Source organism: Halobacteriovorax sp. GB3 (assembly GCF_028649655.1).
In the GTDB taxonomy this organism is placed as follows: domain Bacteria; phylum Bdellovibrionota; class Bacteriovoracia; order Bacteriovoracales; family Bacteriovoracaceae; genus BSW11-IV.
This window is the reverse complement of the sequence record NZ_JAQSLN010000004.1, coordinates 361,884-375,513: the sequence shown is the minus strand read 5'-3', so window position 1 is coordinate 375,513 and position 13,630 is coordinate 361,884. Positions and strand designations below refer to the sequence as shown.

At 37.4% G+C, this 13,630-nt stretch carries 12 protein-coding genes; 9 read left to right on the top strand and 3 right to left on the bottom strand.

Going from position 1 to position 13,630, the window contains the following annotated elements:
• Nucleotides 1–100: 100 nt before the first annotated feature.
• The 9 genes from HBN50_RS15305 to HBN50_RS15265 all read left to right on the top strand — a co-directional run bounded on the left by HBN50_RS15305 (nt 101) and on the right by HBN50_RS15265 (nt 9,699).
• Nucleotides 101–1,672 carry a sigma 54-interacting transcriptional regulator gene (locus tag HBN50_RS15305; RefSeq protein WP_273871469.1) on the top strand — a complete coding sequence of 524 codons (1,572 nt, stop codon included), beginning with the start codon at nt 101–103 and terminating at the stop codon, nt 1,670–1,672.
• Nucleotides 1,673–1,807: 135 nt separating this feature from the next.
• Entirely contained in the window at nt 1,808–3,370 is a 1,563-nt protein-coding gene (locus HBN50_RS15300; protein ID WP_273871468.1) for an acyl-CoA carboxylase subunit beta, read from the top strand.
• Complete coding sequence (locus HBN50_RS15295; RefSeq protein WP_273871465.1) at nt 3,367–4,821, top strand: acetyl-CoA carboxylase biotin carboxylase subunit; 1,455 nt, start codon at nt 3,367–3,369, stop codon at nt 4,819–4,821. The genes HBN50_RS15300 and HBN50_RS15295 overlap by 4 nt, the downstream gene beginning before the upstream one ends.
• Nucleotides 4,822–4,823: 2 nt before the next feature.
• A complete protein-coding gene (locus tag HBN50_RS15290) occupies nt 4,824–5,333 on the top strand; it encodes a biotin/lipoyl-containing protein (protein WP_273871464.1) in 510 nt (169 codons plus the stop codon).
• A gap of 1 nt (nt 5,334) precedes the next feature.
• Nucleotides 5,335–6,324 (top strand): FtsH protease activity modulator HflK, encoded by a 990-nt coding sequence (hflK, locus tag HBN50_RS15285; RefSeq protein WP_273871463.1) that lies wholly within the window; start codon nt 5,335–5,337, stop codon nt 6,322–6,324.
• Entirely contained in the window at nt 6,324–7,289 is a 966-nt protein-coding gene (gene hflC, locus HBN50_RS15280) for a protease modulator HflC (RefSeq protein WP_273871461.1), read from the top strand. The genes hflK and hflC overlap by 1 nt, the downstream gene beginning before the upstream one ends.
• A gap of 9 nt (nt 7,290–7,298) precedes the next feature.
• Entirely contained in the window at nt 7,299–7,919 is a 621-nt protein-coding gene (locus tag HBN50_RS15275) for an L-threonylcarbamoyladenylate synthase (RefSeq protein ID WP_273871459.1), read from the top strand.
• Nucleotides 7,920–8,015: 96 nt separating this feature from the next.
• Nucleotides 8,016–9,404 carry a hypothetical protein gene (locus HBN50_RS15270; protein ID WP_273871458.1) on the top strand — a complete coding sequence of 463 codons (1,389 nt, stop codon included), beginning with the start codon at nt 8,016–8,018 and terminating at the stop codon, nt 9,402–9,404.
• A gap of 13 nt (nt 9,405–9,417) precedes the next feature.
• Nucleotides 9,418–9,699: a hypothetical protein gene (locus tag HBN50_RS15265; RefSeq protein ID WP_273871457.1), complete on the top strand. Its 282-nt coding sequence runs from the start codon at nt 9,418–9,420 to the stop codon at nt 9,697–9,699.
• On the opposite strand, the gene meaB is transcribed toward HBN50_RS15265, so the two are convergent.
• From meaB to HBN50_RS15250, 3 genes are all read right to left on the bottom strand, one after another.
• A complete protein-coding gene (gene meaB, locus HBN50_RS15260; protein WP_273871454.1) occupies nt 9,696–10,661 on the bottom strand; it encodes a methylmalonyl Co-A mutase-associated GTPase MeaB in 966 nt (321 codons plus the stop codon). The genes HBN50_RS15265 and meaB overlap by 4 nt on opposite strands.
• A gap of 12 nt (nt 10,662–10,673) precedes the next feature.
• Nucleotides 10,674–12,809 (bottom strand): methylmalonyl-CoA mutase, encoded by a 2,136-nt coding sequence (scpA, locus tag HBN50_RS15255; RefSeq protein WP_273871452.1) that lies wholly within the window; start codon nt 12,807–12,809, stop codon nt 10,674–10,676.
• Nucleotides 12,810–12,914: 105 nt separating this feature from the next.
• Nucleotides 12,915–13,577, bottom strand: coding sequence for an HAD family hydrolase (locus HBN50_RS15250; protein WP_273871450.1), 663 nt, complete (start codon nt 13,575–13,577; stop codon nt 12,915–12,917).
• Between the last annotated feature and the right edge of the window lie 53 nt (nt 13,578–13,630).

Here is a 13,630-nt window from a genome sequence, read left to right as displayed (position 1 = left end):
TTTTAACAATTATTCTGTTATCGACTTAAGTTTAGTACTCGAATTGCCGAAAAGTTAGTCAGATTGTTTTAGTGCTTTTAGCACGAAAAGGAGAAGCAAGATGATTAATTGGCAAGATATGAGTAACTTACACGTTATCTCAAAGCTAGAAGAAATTCTCAATAAATGGTTTGGCGTAGAGATGATCTTCACTGATATGCACTATAAGATCAGATCGAAGCATATCGAAAAAGACTATTCTTTCAAGAACCACTTCTTCAAAGTTCAAATGAATATGAATCATGGTTACAACCTTGTAACTCAAGATATTGAAAAGGCCTTTGATTTTCTACATGACCACTCAGAAAAAACATATGTGTTTGATTCTAGTTTTAAGCACGTAAAGGGCGTTGCCTGTAGAGTTGCTATCGAAGGAGAGCATCTTGGAACTGTCATGGCATTTCCATTTCTACTTGATACAGTAACAGCAGAAGAGGAATCTGAAGTTGTTGCTCAAATGGTGGAGCTTGGGGCGACAGATACTGACGCGCAAACAGCGGTATCTCATTTAAAGAGAATGAGCCATGCAGATGTTGAATATCTTCAGGAGCTAGTAGAACTTGTTTCTGATGAGATTGAGACATTCACGACAGAAATCTCTAAGCGTGAAGAAAGAATTCAAGAGTTAAATAGCGAGCTTGGAACGAAGTATCGCTATCACACGATGATTGGTAAATCTAAGCAAATGCAAAAGATTTATCAATTACTAGAAAAGATCTCTAGCTCGGAATCGTCTGTTCTAATCAATGGTGAAAACGGTACAGGTAAAGAACTTGTTGCTAAGGCGGTTCACTACAATTCACCAAGGAAAGATTGTCAGTTTCTTGCTGTAAACTGTTCAGCTTTCAACGACAACTTACTTGATTCAGAGCTTTTTGGACACGTTAAAGGTGCCTTTACGGGTGCAGTAAAAGATAAGCCAGGACTTTTTGAAACAGCGAATGGGGGAACTCTCTTTCTCGATGAGATTGGGGATACATCGCTTTCAATGCAGGTTAAGCTCCTAAGGGTTCTTCAGGAAGGAACTTATATGCCAGTTGGTGCTGATTCTCCAAGAAGAACTGATGTTCGTATCTTGGCTGCAACAAATAAAGATCTTAAAACGATGATGGCAAAGGGTGAATTCAGAGAAGACCTTTACTATAGAATTAACGTTATCAATGTTCAGCTTCCACCTCTAAGAGAGAGAAATGAAGATATTCCATTCCTGATGGAACACTTTCTTAAAAAGAGATGTGATGAAGTTGGAATGCCTATGAAGAGCTTTTCTAAAAAGTGTATGGAGAAAATGCTAGATTATCCTTGGCCAGGTAACGTTCGTGAACTTCAAAACGAAGTTGAAAGACTCGTTGTTCTTGCTGGAGATGATAAGAATATTACTCCAGATAACCTTTCTCAAAGAATTCTCGATCACGGAGCGGCCCCTGCGGTTGCAACACGTGGAGTAAATACAAGTGGTAAACTTAAAGATGCTCTTGAAGAACTTGAAGCGATGATGATTCGTGAAGGACTTAAAAGGTGTAACTTTAATAAGTCGAAGCTTGCTAAAGAGCTTGGTGTGTCTAGAGCAAGTCTAATTATGAAAGTTGATAAGTACGGACTTGATAAGAGAAAGAAAGCAGCTGGCGAATAATATCTCAAGAAATTCAAAATATTAGAAAGGGCTCCTAAGTGGAGCCCTTTTTTGTGCTCATCGTTAAATGACGCACAGTTAATAGCCTCCTAGTGACTAAAAGTTTAGAATACCTAAGTTATTTGGGAGGTTATTATGGATCCTATTCTTGAGGAAAAAAGAAATCTTCTCTTAGAGAGAAGAGAAGAAGCTTCACTTGGTGGTGGAGCCGCTAGAATTGAAAAACAACATTCACAAGGTAAATATACTGCTCGTGAAAGAATTGAGCGCCTTATCGATCCGGGAACTTTTTTAGAGTTCGATAGATTTGTTACACACAGATGTGGTGACTTTGGGATGGATAAAAAAGAATTTCTTGGTGACGGTGTTGTAACTGGTATCGCTGAAATTAATGGTCAGAAAGTTGCTCTATATTCACAAGACTTTACTTGTTGGGGTGGAGCTCTTGGTGAGTATCACGCAAAGAAAATTTGTAAGATCATGGACTTCGCTCTTGAAAATAGAATTCCAATTATTGGAATTAATGACTCTGGTGGAGCTCGTATTCAAGAGGGTGTCGATGCTCTTGGTGGTTATGCTGAAATTTTTTATAGAAACGTAAAGTGTTCAGGTGTTATTCCACAAATTTCATTAATCATGGGACCTTGTGCTGGTGGAGCTGTTTATTCTCCTGCTATTACTGATTTTATTTTCATGGTTGATAAAACATCTTATATGTTTGTTACTGGGCCAGATGTAATTAAAACAGTTACACATGAAGAAGTTACAAAAGAAGAACTTGGTGGAGCTGCAACTCATTCTGAAAAGTCTGGTGTATCACAATTTAAATGTACTGATGAAGATGAGTGTTTTGAAAGAGTAAGAGAACTTCTTACATATCTTCCAGCTTCAAATTACAGAGAGAAAACTGAAAAGTATTCTTCTGATCCTGTTTATAGAGATAATAACAAAATTAAAGAAACTGTTCCTGCGAACCCAAAGAAACCATATGACATGAAAGAGATTATCATTGATGTCGTTGACGATGGACATTTCTTAGAAGTTCATAAGGACTATGCTCAAAATATCATTTGTGGTTTTGCCTCTGTTGGTGGAATCAAGATTGGTATTGTTGCAAACCAGCCACAAATTCTCGCAGGTGTTCTAGATATCGATGCTTCTTGTAAGGCAGCTCGTTTTATTCGTTTCTGTGATTCTTTTGATATTCCTATTCTAACTCTCGTAGATGTGCCTGGATTCCTTCCTGGAACAGTTCAAGAGTATGGTGGGATTATTAAGCACGGATCGAAACTACTTTATGCTTATGCTGAAGCAACAGTTCCAATGATTACTCTTATTACAAGAAAATCATATGGTGGTGCTTATGATGTTATGGCATCAAAACATATTAGAGCAGATATTAACCTTGCTTATCCAACTGGTGAAATTGCCGTTATGGGTGCAGAGGGCGCTGTAAATATCATCTTTAGAAATGAGCTTAAAGGGCTTGAAGGTGAAGCTTTTGATAAGAAGAAAGCAGAGCTTGTTGCAAATTATGAGCAGAGATTTGCTAACCCTTATAGAGCTGCGGAAAGAGGATATCTCGATGCGATTATTCTTCCAGAGGAAACGCGCAAGAGAGTTTACGAATATCTAGTTGCACTTAAAGACAAAAAAGTTGAACTTCCACAACGTAAACACGGGAACATTCAATTATGATGACGATAAGACAACCAATAAATAAAAGTAGAAGAATTCTAATTGCTAACCGTGGAGAAATTGCTTCACGTATTGCGAAGGCATGTAAAGAGCTTGGGCACGTTGCAATTGGTCTTTGGACTGATAATGAAGTACATGCGACACATCTTCAATTCTGTGATGAGTGGGTACATTTAAAAGGTTCTACAAACGCTGAAACATATTTGAATATTGAAAATTTGTTAAAAGTAATTAAGGAAAATGATGTTGATGCTGTTCACCCTGGTTATGGTTTTCTTTCTGAAAATGCTGACTTCGCAAATGCTTTAAATGAAGCGGGTGTTACTTTTATTGCTCCTCATGCAGAGGCAATTAAGCTCATGGGTGATAAGGCCGTTTCAAAGCAAATTGCTAAGAAGGCGGGAGTTCCAACTGTTCCAGGAACTGATACAGCCGTTCCTACTGTGGAAGAAGCTGTAAAGATCAGTAATGAAATAGGATATCCTGTTCTTTTAAAAGCGGTTGCCGGTGGTGGTGGTCGTGGTATGAGAGCTTGCCAAAATGAAGAAGAAGTACGAGCTAATTTTGAAGCTGTAGGTAGAGAATCTCTTGCGGCCTTCAATAATGGTGATCTTCTTGTTGAAAAGTTAATTCTTAATCCAAGACATATCGAAGTTCAAATTCTCGCAGATAAAAATGGAAACGTTTATCACTTCTATGAAAGAGAATGTTCTATTCAAAGAAGACACCAAAAAATTATTGAAGAAGCTCCTTCTCCATTTATTGGAGACGATGAAGAGCTTCGTCAAAAAGTTTGTAATACTGCTGTTCAATTAGCTAAAGCCGTTAATTACGACTCTGCTGGAACAGTTGAGTTTATTATGGGTGAAGATAAGAATTTCTACTTCCTAGAAATGAACACTCGTATTCAAGTTGAACACCCTATTACTGAAGAGATTACTGGGATCGATCTGATCGTATGTATGATTCAATCAGCTCTTGGTGATGACCTAGGTTTCCCTGGTCAAGAGTTCATCAGAAGATCGGGACATGCTATTGAGTGTCGTATCTGTGCAGAAGATCCAATTACAATGCTTCCAGCTCCAGGACATGTAACAGGTTTTGAAACGAACTTTCCGCAAGGAACACGTTTTGATCACTGTCTTTACAAAGATCTTGAAGTAACACCTGATTTCGACCCAATGGTTGGAAAGCTTGTGTGTAAAGGAATTATTCGTGATGTCGCAGTAAGAAAAATGAGAGCAGCTCTCGATGGCCTTTTCATTGAAGGACTAAAGACAAATGTTCCTCTTCTTAAAGTCATTATGAATAAGAAGAACTTTATTGATGGATATTACTCTACTGACTTTATTGCCGTAGAAAAACCTCAGGAAGAAGTTTCAACAGAACTTAATCACATGAGATTCTACGAAGTACTTGCTGGTGTTGAAGCAAGAAAAATGGGGATGTAAGTATGAGAACATATTTAATCGATGCAGATAAAAATGAAGTAATTGTTGATCTTACTAGAACGAAGAAGCACTCTAGTGAACTTGTCGAGTTTGAATATTCAACAATCGAAGATAATAAAATCACGAATAGACAGATCATCTTTGTAAGAAGACTTGCTGGACAGTATTTTGTTTCTAAAGACAATAAGTCTTGGAAAAAAATTCCACGACAAGATCTTCCTAAGAAGATGCTAAATGTAGATAGAGTTTTTGATGTTTATCGTGGTTATAAACCATCTGGACTTGCTGGTGGAAATGAGGGTGAGTTAATCACTCAGATGCCAGGGAAGATCGTTAAGATTTCAGTAAAAGAAGGTGATGAAGTTAAAAAGGGTCAAACTCTTGTTATCATCGAGGCCATGAAAATGGAAAATGAAATCAAATGTGGAATGGATGGTTTTGTTAAATCAATTCACGTAAATGTTGGGGATGCCTTAGATCAAGGTGTGCTCATGATGGAAGTAGAGGCTTAATATGACTTTTTCTCAGTCGCCGAAAAATGAATTTGAAAAAATGAAAGAGGATATCGAAAAAATTAAAAAGTTTTTGATTCCTGTTCTAATCCTGCTGGTTCTTGGAATTGGCTCTATGACAACGTTTTATACAGTTGAACCTGATGAGGAAGCTGTTGTTATTCGTTTAGGAGAGTTTCACAATACTAATCCTCCAGGCCTTCACTTTAAAGTCCCATTTGGGATCGATAGAGTTATTAAGGTTAAAACGAAAAGAGTACTACAAGCTGAATTTGGATTTAGAACATCGACGACTAGAGGAAGACGTTCTGCCTACTCTGAGAAAAGTTATAAGTCTGAATCGCTTATGCTAACTGGTGACTTAAATGTTGCCGATGTTGAATGGGCGGTTCAGTTTCAAATTTCTGATCCATTTAAATTCCTGTTTCAAACAAGTGAGCCTGAGAGAAATATTCGCGATGTCTCTGAATCGATCATGAGAAGAGTTGTTGGGGATCGCTCAGTATCTGAAGTTTTAACGACAGGTAAAATTGAAGTTGAAACATCGGCAAAAGATCTAATGCAAGAAGTTCTCGATCACTATGATATGGGAGTGAAAATTGTTTCAGTAAAACTTCAGGATGTTAATCCTCCAAATGTAGTAAAGGCATCTTTTAACGAAGTTAACGAAGCGAAACAAGAACAAGAAAAAGTAATCAACCAAGCTGAAGGGGAATATAACAAAATTATTCCAGAGGCGAGAGGTAAGGCGCAGAAAATGATCTCTGAAGCTGAAGGTTATAAAGAAGAACTTGTAAACAGATCTCTGGGTGATGCTGAGAAATTTGTTGCTATTTTAAAAGAATATAAAAAGGCCCCAAGTATTACTAAGAAACGTCTTTATCTTGAGACGATGGAGTCAATTTATTCACGCTTAGAAAATGTTACGATTGTTGATCCTTCAATTAAAGGACTTCTTCCAGTATTTGATGGAAAAAAGGGGAATAAATAATGAAAGCTTTATTAGGTGTTATCGTTGTTGTTGCCCTCATCGTTGCAAAGGGAAGTATGTTTATTCTGACAGAAGGTCAGCAAGCAATTATTACTGAATTTGGAAAGCCTGTTGGGCAACCAATTACAACGGCCGGAATTCAATTTAAAAAGCCTTTTGTTCAAGATGTAAGACTTGTTGATAAGAGAATTTTATCTTGGGACGGATTTCCAAATCAAATCCCTACAAAGGATAAGAAATTTATTAAAGTTGATACAACTGCTAGATGGCGAATTGTTGATGCTCTAAAGTTTATTCAGACTGTTCGTAATGAAACAGGAGCGAAAGCGCGTATTGATACAATCTTAGACTCTGCTACAAGAAATGTTATTTCTTCAAATAACCTCGTTGAGGCAGTACGTAATTCGAACCAAATTCTAGAACAGGTTCAAAAGCGTAAAAAAGAAATGGCCGAGAATAAGAAAAATGGTGAGCCAATTGTTGAAGAAGAAGTATCTGGAGAGATTGAGAAAATTAATCTTGGTAGAGAGAAGCTAAGTCAGCTAATCGTTGAGAGAGCTGATGAAGAATTGGCAGCTTTTGGAATTAAGCTTATTGATGTACAGCTTAGACGTATTTCTTATGAAAAAAGTGTTGAATCAAAAGTTTATGAAAGAATGATTTCTGAAAGACAGAGAATTGCTTCAAAAATTAGATCGATTGGACAAGGGGAGAAGGCCAGAATTGAAGGTCGTCTTCAAAGAGACTTGAAAAAAATTGAATCTGAAGCCTATAGAACTGCTCAGCAGGTTAGAGGTGAGGCAGAGGCAAAGGCCACAGCAATTTATGCTAAGGCATTATCTCAGGATCCACGTTTCTATGAATTTACAAGAGCATTAGAAGCTTATAAGAAGTCATTATCAAGTAAGACGAAATTTCTTTTCTCCTCTGATTCTGAATTCTTGAAGTATTTAAAAACTAATTAAGGCTAGATTATGATTGAATATCTAATTCCTGAGAACCCTGATGATCGTATTTTAAAACGAGCATCAGATTCTATTAAAGAGGGAAATCTCGTTTGTATTCCTACTGATACAAGTTGGGTTGTTGTTTGTGACCCTTTTAATAAAAAAGGTGTAGAGAGACTTTACCGCTTTAAAGGAGCTAGTCCCCTTAAACACTTCTCACTCATTTGTGACACAATCTCAAAGGCTTCGGAAGTCGCTAATATTGGTGACTCTGCTTTTAGAATGATTAGAAATAAGATTCCTGGTCATTACACATTTATCTTTGAGGCCACGAAAAAGATTATCCGTGCTGTTCAAGCTTCTAAAAATGATCATCAAGTTGGTGTGCGTTTTATTCCAGGTAATATCGTTAATAAATTAGTTGAGATTCATGGAGAAGTACTTCTATCGACAAATATCTCTGAAGAGATGATGGGTCTTGAAGAAGGTTCAATGTTTTACAGCTATCAGATTGAAGAAAAATTTCCTGGTGATATCCAGTTAATTCTCGATCCAGGTGAATATGAATTTGCAGGCCAATCGACGATTGTGGACCTTTCTGTTGAGGGGGAAGCTGAATTAATTCGTGAGGGTGCTGGTAAGTGGTAGAAATTATTGAGTAATCTCTCTGCCTAAAAAATAGACGGCCCTTAAAATAATTTCAAACATTCAATTTTATATCAAGTGAAGTGATAAAACGGTTTTATGAAAATAAAATCTCTTATCACTTCATTCCTATTATTATCAGCGCCACTTTCGTTGGCCAATGAAAGTAATTTCATTGAAATTGATATCAAAAAAATGGACTATGATCTCCCTCAGAAGGGTGCCGGCAAGGCGGGAAGTCTTGATTTTTCAAGTGTTCAGCTTTCATGGGATGGAATGAACGTTGGTATTAATAATACTGACGAAGTTTTTAAGTCTGAAATTTTTTATCGTAATCGCTATTTTGGAATTGCAGGAAAATACTTAAACCTTGGATTTTCTTTTCCTGAGGAAAACCCATTAAGTAAAATTCTTAGTCTTGATATTGAAGAATCAAAATTTCTTATTAACCCGTTATTCTTTTCTTTCAACGGGAATAAGTTTCGTATCATTAACGATGTCTCAAATCTTAGCTTAACAAAGTTTAACCTCTATTGTGGTGGTATCCCTGGTGTGGATATGACAAAACCTGATGGAATTATTAAAGGTTGCCTAACCGATTCACTCATTTCAGGTAAGGACGAAGGTGATTTAGCTGGAGCTGAAATTAAGTACGATAACAAGGATGAAAAGTCGCCAATACTTTTTTCAAGTCAACTCGATCAAGTTGAGCTTAGAGATAATAAGATTACAGCAAATGTAAGCAAGAGTGCTGTTGATATTCCTGCCTTTAAAATTGAAGCAGGTGAAACGGTTGTTTCTTGTGATAAAGACCCTGAACTTTTAGAAATGGATGGGAAGAAAATTGCAAAAGATTGTTTAAACTCACTTGATGTTGTAAGTCGAAAAATACTTTTCACTGACAGAAAAGAAGAAACTAAATTCTTCATTGATGTCGAAAAGCTTAAAGTTATCGACGAGCAGTTGCTATTTAGATCACCAACAACTCAAATGCTTAGCTCTGATAAAGGGACGACTCTTTCGAATTTAACAGCGAGCTGTTACAAGGACGAAGAAACTGAGTTGAATGATATGCAAGGTGTAATAGGAGACTGTTTTAAGAAAGGGAATATCTCTATCTCAAGAATTATTTCAGATGAAAACTCAGGGAAGTTTGAAGATCTTTTTCGGTCCATTTTTGACACCAATGTTGACCCTCGAGAGATAATTAATGAAACAAAATCTGACATCAAAAATCTGAGTATTGCCTTTCAAAACAATAAGATGATACTCACAGCAAGAGTTAGGGTTTTAGTTAAAGACTTTACGATCACTATTAAAGCGAATGTAGAGCATTACCCAGAAGAGAACACAATGGTCTTCAATGTAACAAAAACGAAGTTACCACTTGGGATTAAATGGCGTTGGCTATTGATGTACGTGCTAAAGAAGAAAATGGTTGGTAGTTTTATATCATACGAAGGTAATTCAATAACAATTAAAATATAAGAGAGGTAGAATAATGAAAAAATTGATTTTAGCCATGACAATGCTTGTTTCTTTCAGTTCACTAGCTACGACTTGTACTGGTGAAGGATACACAATCAGCGTAAGCGGTGGATCTATTCATGTCGCAGGGAATGGACTTAATTTTACAGCTACGGCTAAAGATTTCGGTAGTTATTTCTCTGCTAATGTCGGTACGCAAGGGATTAGAAGTGTAACTCTTGCTCCATTTAATGGGAAAATGACTCTAGTAAAGAATAGAGGTGTTGAAACGGTTAATGGACTTAGTTGTAATTAATTTTGAAAGTAACTTTCAACAATATCTTTGGCGGCATTAAATGGTGTCGCCAGTCCTTTTGAAACATCGTCCTCAAATTTATGCCATTTCTTTTGAATCTCTTTATTAGACTTTAGTCTGAGTTCAATCATTTCAAAAATTAGCTTTTCCATCCACTTCTTATTTTGAACAGCTCGCTTTGTAAGAAGTTCTCCATTCTTTTTAGCCTCACTATGATATTCACTGATCATCTTCCAGATATCATCAATTCCTCTTTTTTCAATAGAAGAACAGCTAAGAACGCGAGGAATCCAAAAGCTTGTAGGATGCACTAAACGTAGAGCATTTTTATAGTGACCCATTGTCATTTTAGCTAGATTAACTGAATCACTGTCGGCCTTGTTAACGACAATCGAGTCTGCCAATTCTAAGATACCCTTTTTGATTCCTTGTAGTTCATCTCCCGCATTGGGAAGCATGAGGACCATAAAGAAATCAACCATTGAGGCGACTTCATATTCCGACTGACCAACCCCAACAGTTTCTACAAGAATGATATCGTAACCAGCTGCCTCACAGAGAAGCATGGCCTCTCTCGTTTTTTGGGCAACACCACCTAGAGATCCTGATGTCGGTGAAGGGCGAATGAAAGCTTCATTTTGTTGAGAGAGAATTTCCATCCTTGTTTTATCTCCAAGAAGACTTCCCCCACTTATTGGTGAGCTCGGATCAACAGCAAGTACAGCGACTTTCTTTCCTTGTGAGATCAGGTAGAGACCAAATGTTTCAATGAATGTTGATTTACCAACGCCTGGGACACCAGAGATTCCAATTCTTAAGCTTCCCCCAGTATGAGAGACGATCTTTTCAAGAAGAGATTGAGCTTCTAGGCGATGTTTGTCTAATTTGCTCTCTGTGAGAGTAATTGCCTTCGCTAGTGTTCTTCTATCGCCGTTAACGAGTTTATCAATTGAAATACTCATGGTGTCCTCGAATTATTTTTGGGCCTTTTTCACTTCATCTATAACTTTTCTAGCACATTCTGGAATAGGTGTTCCTGGACCAAAAATTCCCTTTACCCCTGCATTCCATAGAAAATCATAATCTTGTTTTGGAATAACTCCGCCACAGAAGACGATAATATCATCGGCATCAAGCTTTTTAAGTTCTGCAATTAGATCAGGGATTAGTGTCTTGTGACCTGCTGCTAAAGATGAAACACCTACGGCGTGAACATCATTTTCTACTGCTTGTTTTGCAACTTCTTCTGGTGTTGAAAAGAGTGGAGAGAGGTCAACATCAAAACCAACATCAGCAAAAGCAGTTGCTACAACCTTGGCTCCTCTGTCGTGTCCATCTTGCCCCATCTTGGCAATAAGTACTCTGGGGCGACGACCGTATTCTTGTTCAAAGGTTTTGATTTCACTAATCATATTATTCCAATCCTGGTCTTCAGAGTAAGCACTCCCATAAACGCCTGTAACTGTTTTTGTGTTGGCATTATAGCGTCCCCATACTTTTTCAAGTGCATAAGAAATTTCACCCACTGAAGCTCTTAGGCGAGCTGCTTTTACAGCAAGATCAAGGCCATTACCAATTCCTGTTTCAGCATACTTTGTTAATTCATCAAGAGCTGCCATTACAGCTTTTTCATCACGATTATTTCTAAGGTGATCAAGTCTTTTAAGCTGAGATTCTCTAACGGCAGTATTGTTGATTTCAAGAATTTCTACATCTTCTTCGTTATCAAGTTTGTACTTGTTAACTCCAACAATCGTGTATTCACCTCTATCAATCATGGCCTGCTTTTGAGCTGCTGATTCTTCAATCTTAAGCTTTGGCATTCCTGATTCGATGGCCTTGGCCATTCCTCCTAGATCATCAATCTCTTTAATCATTTCACGAGCACGCTCGGCCAAATCATTTGTGAGTTTTTCCATCATAAATGAACCACCCCAAGGATCGACAACATTTGTAATTCCTGTTTCTTCTTGAAGGATGATTTGAGTATTTCTAGCAATACGAGCGGAGAACTCTGTTGGAAGAGCGATCGCTTCATCAAGAGCATTTGTATGAAGAGATTGAGTACCACCAAAAACGGCGGCCATTGCTTCAACGGTTGTTCTAATAACATTGTTATATGGATCTTGCTCAGTCAGTGACCAACCAGAAGTTTGGCAGTGAGTTCTAAGCATTGTTGATTTGATATCTTTTGGATTGTACTTATTTACAATTTCACTCCATAGAAGTCTTGCTGCTCTAAGTTTTGCTATTTCCATGTAAAAATTCATTCCAATACCAAAGAAGAACGAAAGTCTTGGCGCGAATTGATCGATTTCCATACCAGCTTCAATGGCCGTTTCAATATATTCCTTTCCATCGGCTAGAGTGTAAGCAAGTTCAAGGGCGGCATCAGCTCCCGCTTCTTGAATATGGTAACCCGAAATTGAAATCGAGTTAAACTTTGGCATATGATTAGAAGTATACTCAAAGATATCTGCGATAACCTTCATCGAAGGCTTAGGCGGGTAGATATAGGTGTTACGTACCATGAACTCTTTAAGAATATCGTTTTGAATTGTTCCTGAGAGCTTGTCCTGAGAAACGCCTTGTTCTTCAGCTGCAATAATATAATTGGCAAGAATTGGAAGAACGGCACCATTCATTGTCATTGAGACTGAAACTTTATCAAGTGGAATTGAATCGAAGAGGATTTTCATATCTTCAACTGAGTCAATTGCAACACCGGCCTTACCAACATCACCCTTAACTCTTGGGTGGTCAGAGTCATATCCTCTGTGAGTTGCAAGGTCGAAAGCAACAGAGACACCTTGTCCACCGGCCGCGAGGGCCTTTCTGTAAAACGCGTTTGATTCTTCTGCTGTAGAGAAACCTGCATATTGTCTAATGGTCCAAGGTCTTCCTGCATACATTGTAGCTCTTGGTCCTCTAATAAAAGGAGGAAATCCTGGAAGTGTATTAACATCGATATCTTTGATATCGGCTTGAGTATAAAGTGGTTTGATATCGACTTTTTCTTGAGTCTTTTTGATTAGCGTGTCAGGAGTTTTTCCTTTACGTTCTTTTGTAGCGAGTTCTTCCCAGTCTTTCACTGTTTTATTCTTGCTCATGTGGAAACCTTTTTAAAAAGTTATGTTCAAGAAATATGTAGCAAATTTACTCTTATGTGTAAAAGCAGGAGTTCATTCAGTAATGTGTTTTCAATGCTTTGAAGGTTAAAACCAAGAGGCTTTAATTATCCCACTAACACGAGCACAATGAGCAGCACTCATACCGTTAAATGAATCTTCAAAAACGATTGTCTGCGATGGATTAGCGCCTAGGAGATTCATTCCAAGAAGATAGGGATCAGCATGAGGTTTGCTCTTTTCACTATCGTTTCTTGTAACAATGATTTCAAAGAAAGGGAGAAGTCCTGATTGCTCAAGAGAAACTTCGGTAATTGATTTTTCACTGGCCGTAACGAGACCAATCTTTTTATTTTTAGATTTTAACTCTTGAAGAAGTTCAACGATTCCTTTGGCAACAACACCGTGTAGACTTTCTTCTTTAAGAGTGAGAACAAGACTCTTATTTTTACTTTCAACGAATTCGTCAAAAGAAATATTTCTAAAAAGGCCATCTTCAATTTTAAGTGTTTCAAATACAGTATTGTCTGGCATTCCTAAAAAACGTTTCGTAATTCCGCACTTGGAATAATCAAAATTATTTTCTAATTCTTGAATTGTCTTTACGATAGCTTCGGCATGATATTTTTCTGTGTCTATTAGAGTTCCATCCATATCAAAAAGAAAACATTCCGCGCTTGGATGAATGATTTCAATTTCGCTGAAATTTGGAACAGTTGTTTTTAGTGTGAAGTTTATTTCGTATGCCAAGGAATTACCTCTTAAAGTGGCCACAAGTGATATAGGGCCTTCTTCTATGATAT

Bases quoted from the DNA above. Each gene is read 5' to 3' on its own strand.
- meaB (WP_273871454.1), bottom strand. From the start codon at position 10,661: ATGAGTATTTCAATTGATAAACTCGTTAACGGCGATAGAAGAACACTA.
- HBN50_RS15275 (WP_273871459.1), top strand. From the start codon at position 7,299: ATGATTGAATATCTAATTCCTGAGAACCCTGATGATCGTATTTTAAAA.
- hflK (WP_273871463.1), top strand. From the start codon at position 5,335: ATGACTTTTTCTCAGTCGCCGAAAAATGAATTTGAAAAAATGAAAGAG.
- scpA (WP_273871452.1), bottom strand. From the start codon at position 12,809: ATGAGCAAGAATAAAACAGTGAAAGACTGGGAAGAACTCGCTACAAAA.
- HBN50_RS15305 (WP_273871469.1), top strand. From the start codon at position 101: ATGATTAATTGGCAAGATATGAGTAACTTACACGTTATCTCAAAGCTA.
- HBN50_RS15265 (WP_273871457.1), top strand. From the start codon at position 9,418: ATGAAAAAATTGATTTTAGCCATGACAATGCTTGTTTCTTTCAGTTCA.
- hflC (WP_273871461.1), top strand. From the start codon at position 6,324: ATGAAAGCTTTATTAGGTGTTATCGTTGTTGTTGCCCTCATCGTTGCA.
- HBN50_RS15290 (WP_273871464.1), top strand. From the start codon at position 4,824: ATGAGAACATATTTAATCGATGCAGATAAAAATGAAGTAATTGTTGAT.
- HBN50_RS15270 (WP_273871458.1), top strand. From the start codon at position 8,016: ATGAAAATAAAATCTCTTATCACTTCATTCCTATTATTATCAGCGCCA.
- HBN50_RS15300 (WP_273871468.1), top strand. From the start codon at position 1,808: ATGGATCCTATTCTTGAGGAAAAAAGAAATCTTCTCTTAGAGAGAAGA.
- HBN50_RS15295 (WP_273871465.1), top strand. From the start codon at position 3,367: ATGATGACGATAAGACAACCAATAAATAAAAGTAGAAGAATTCTAATT.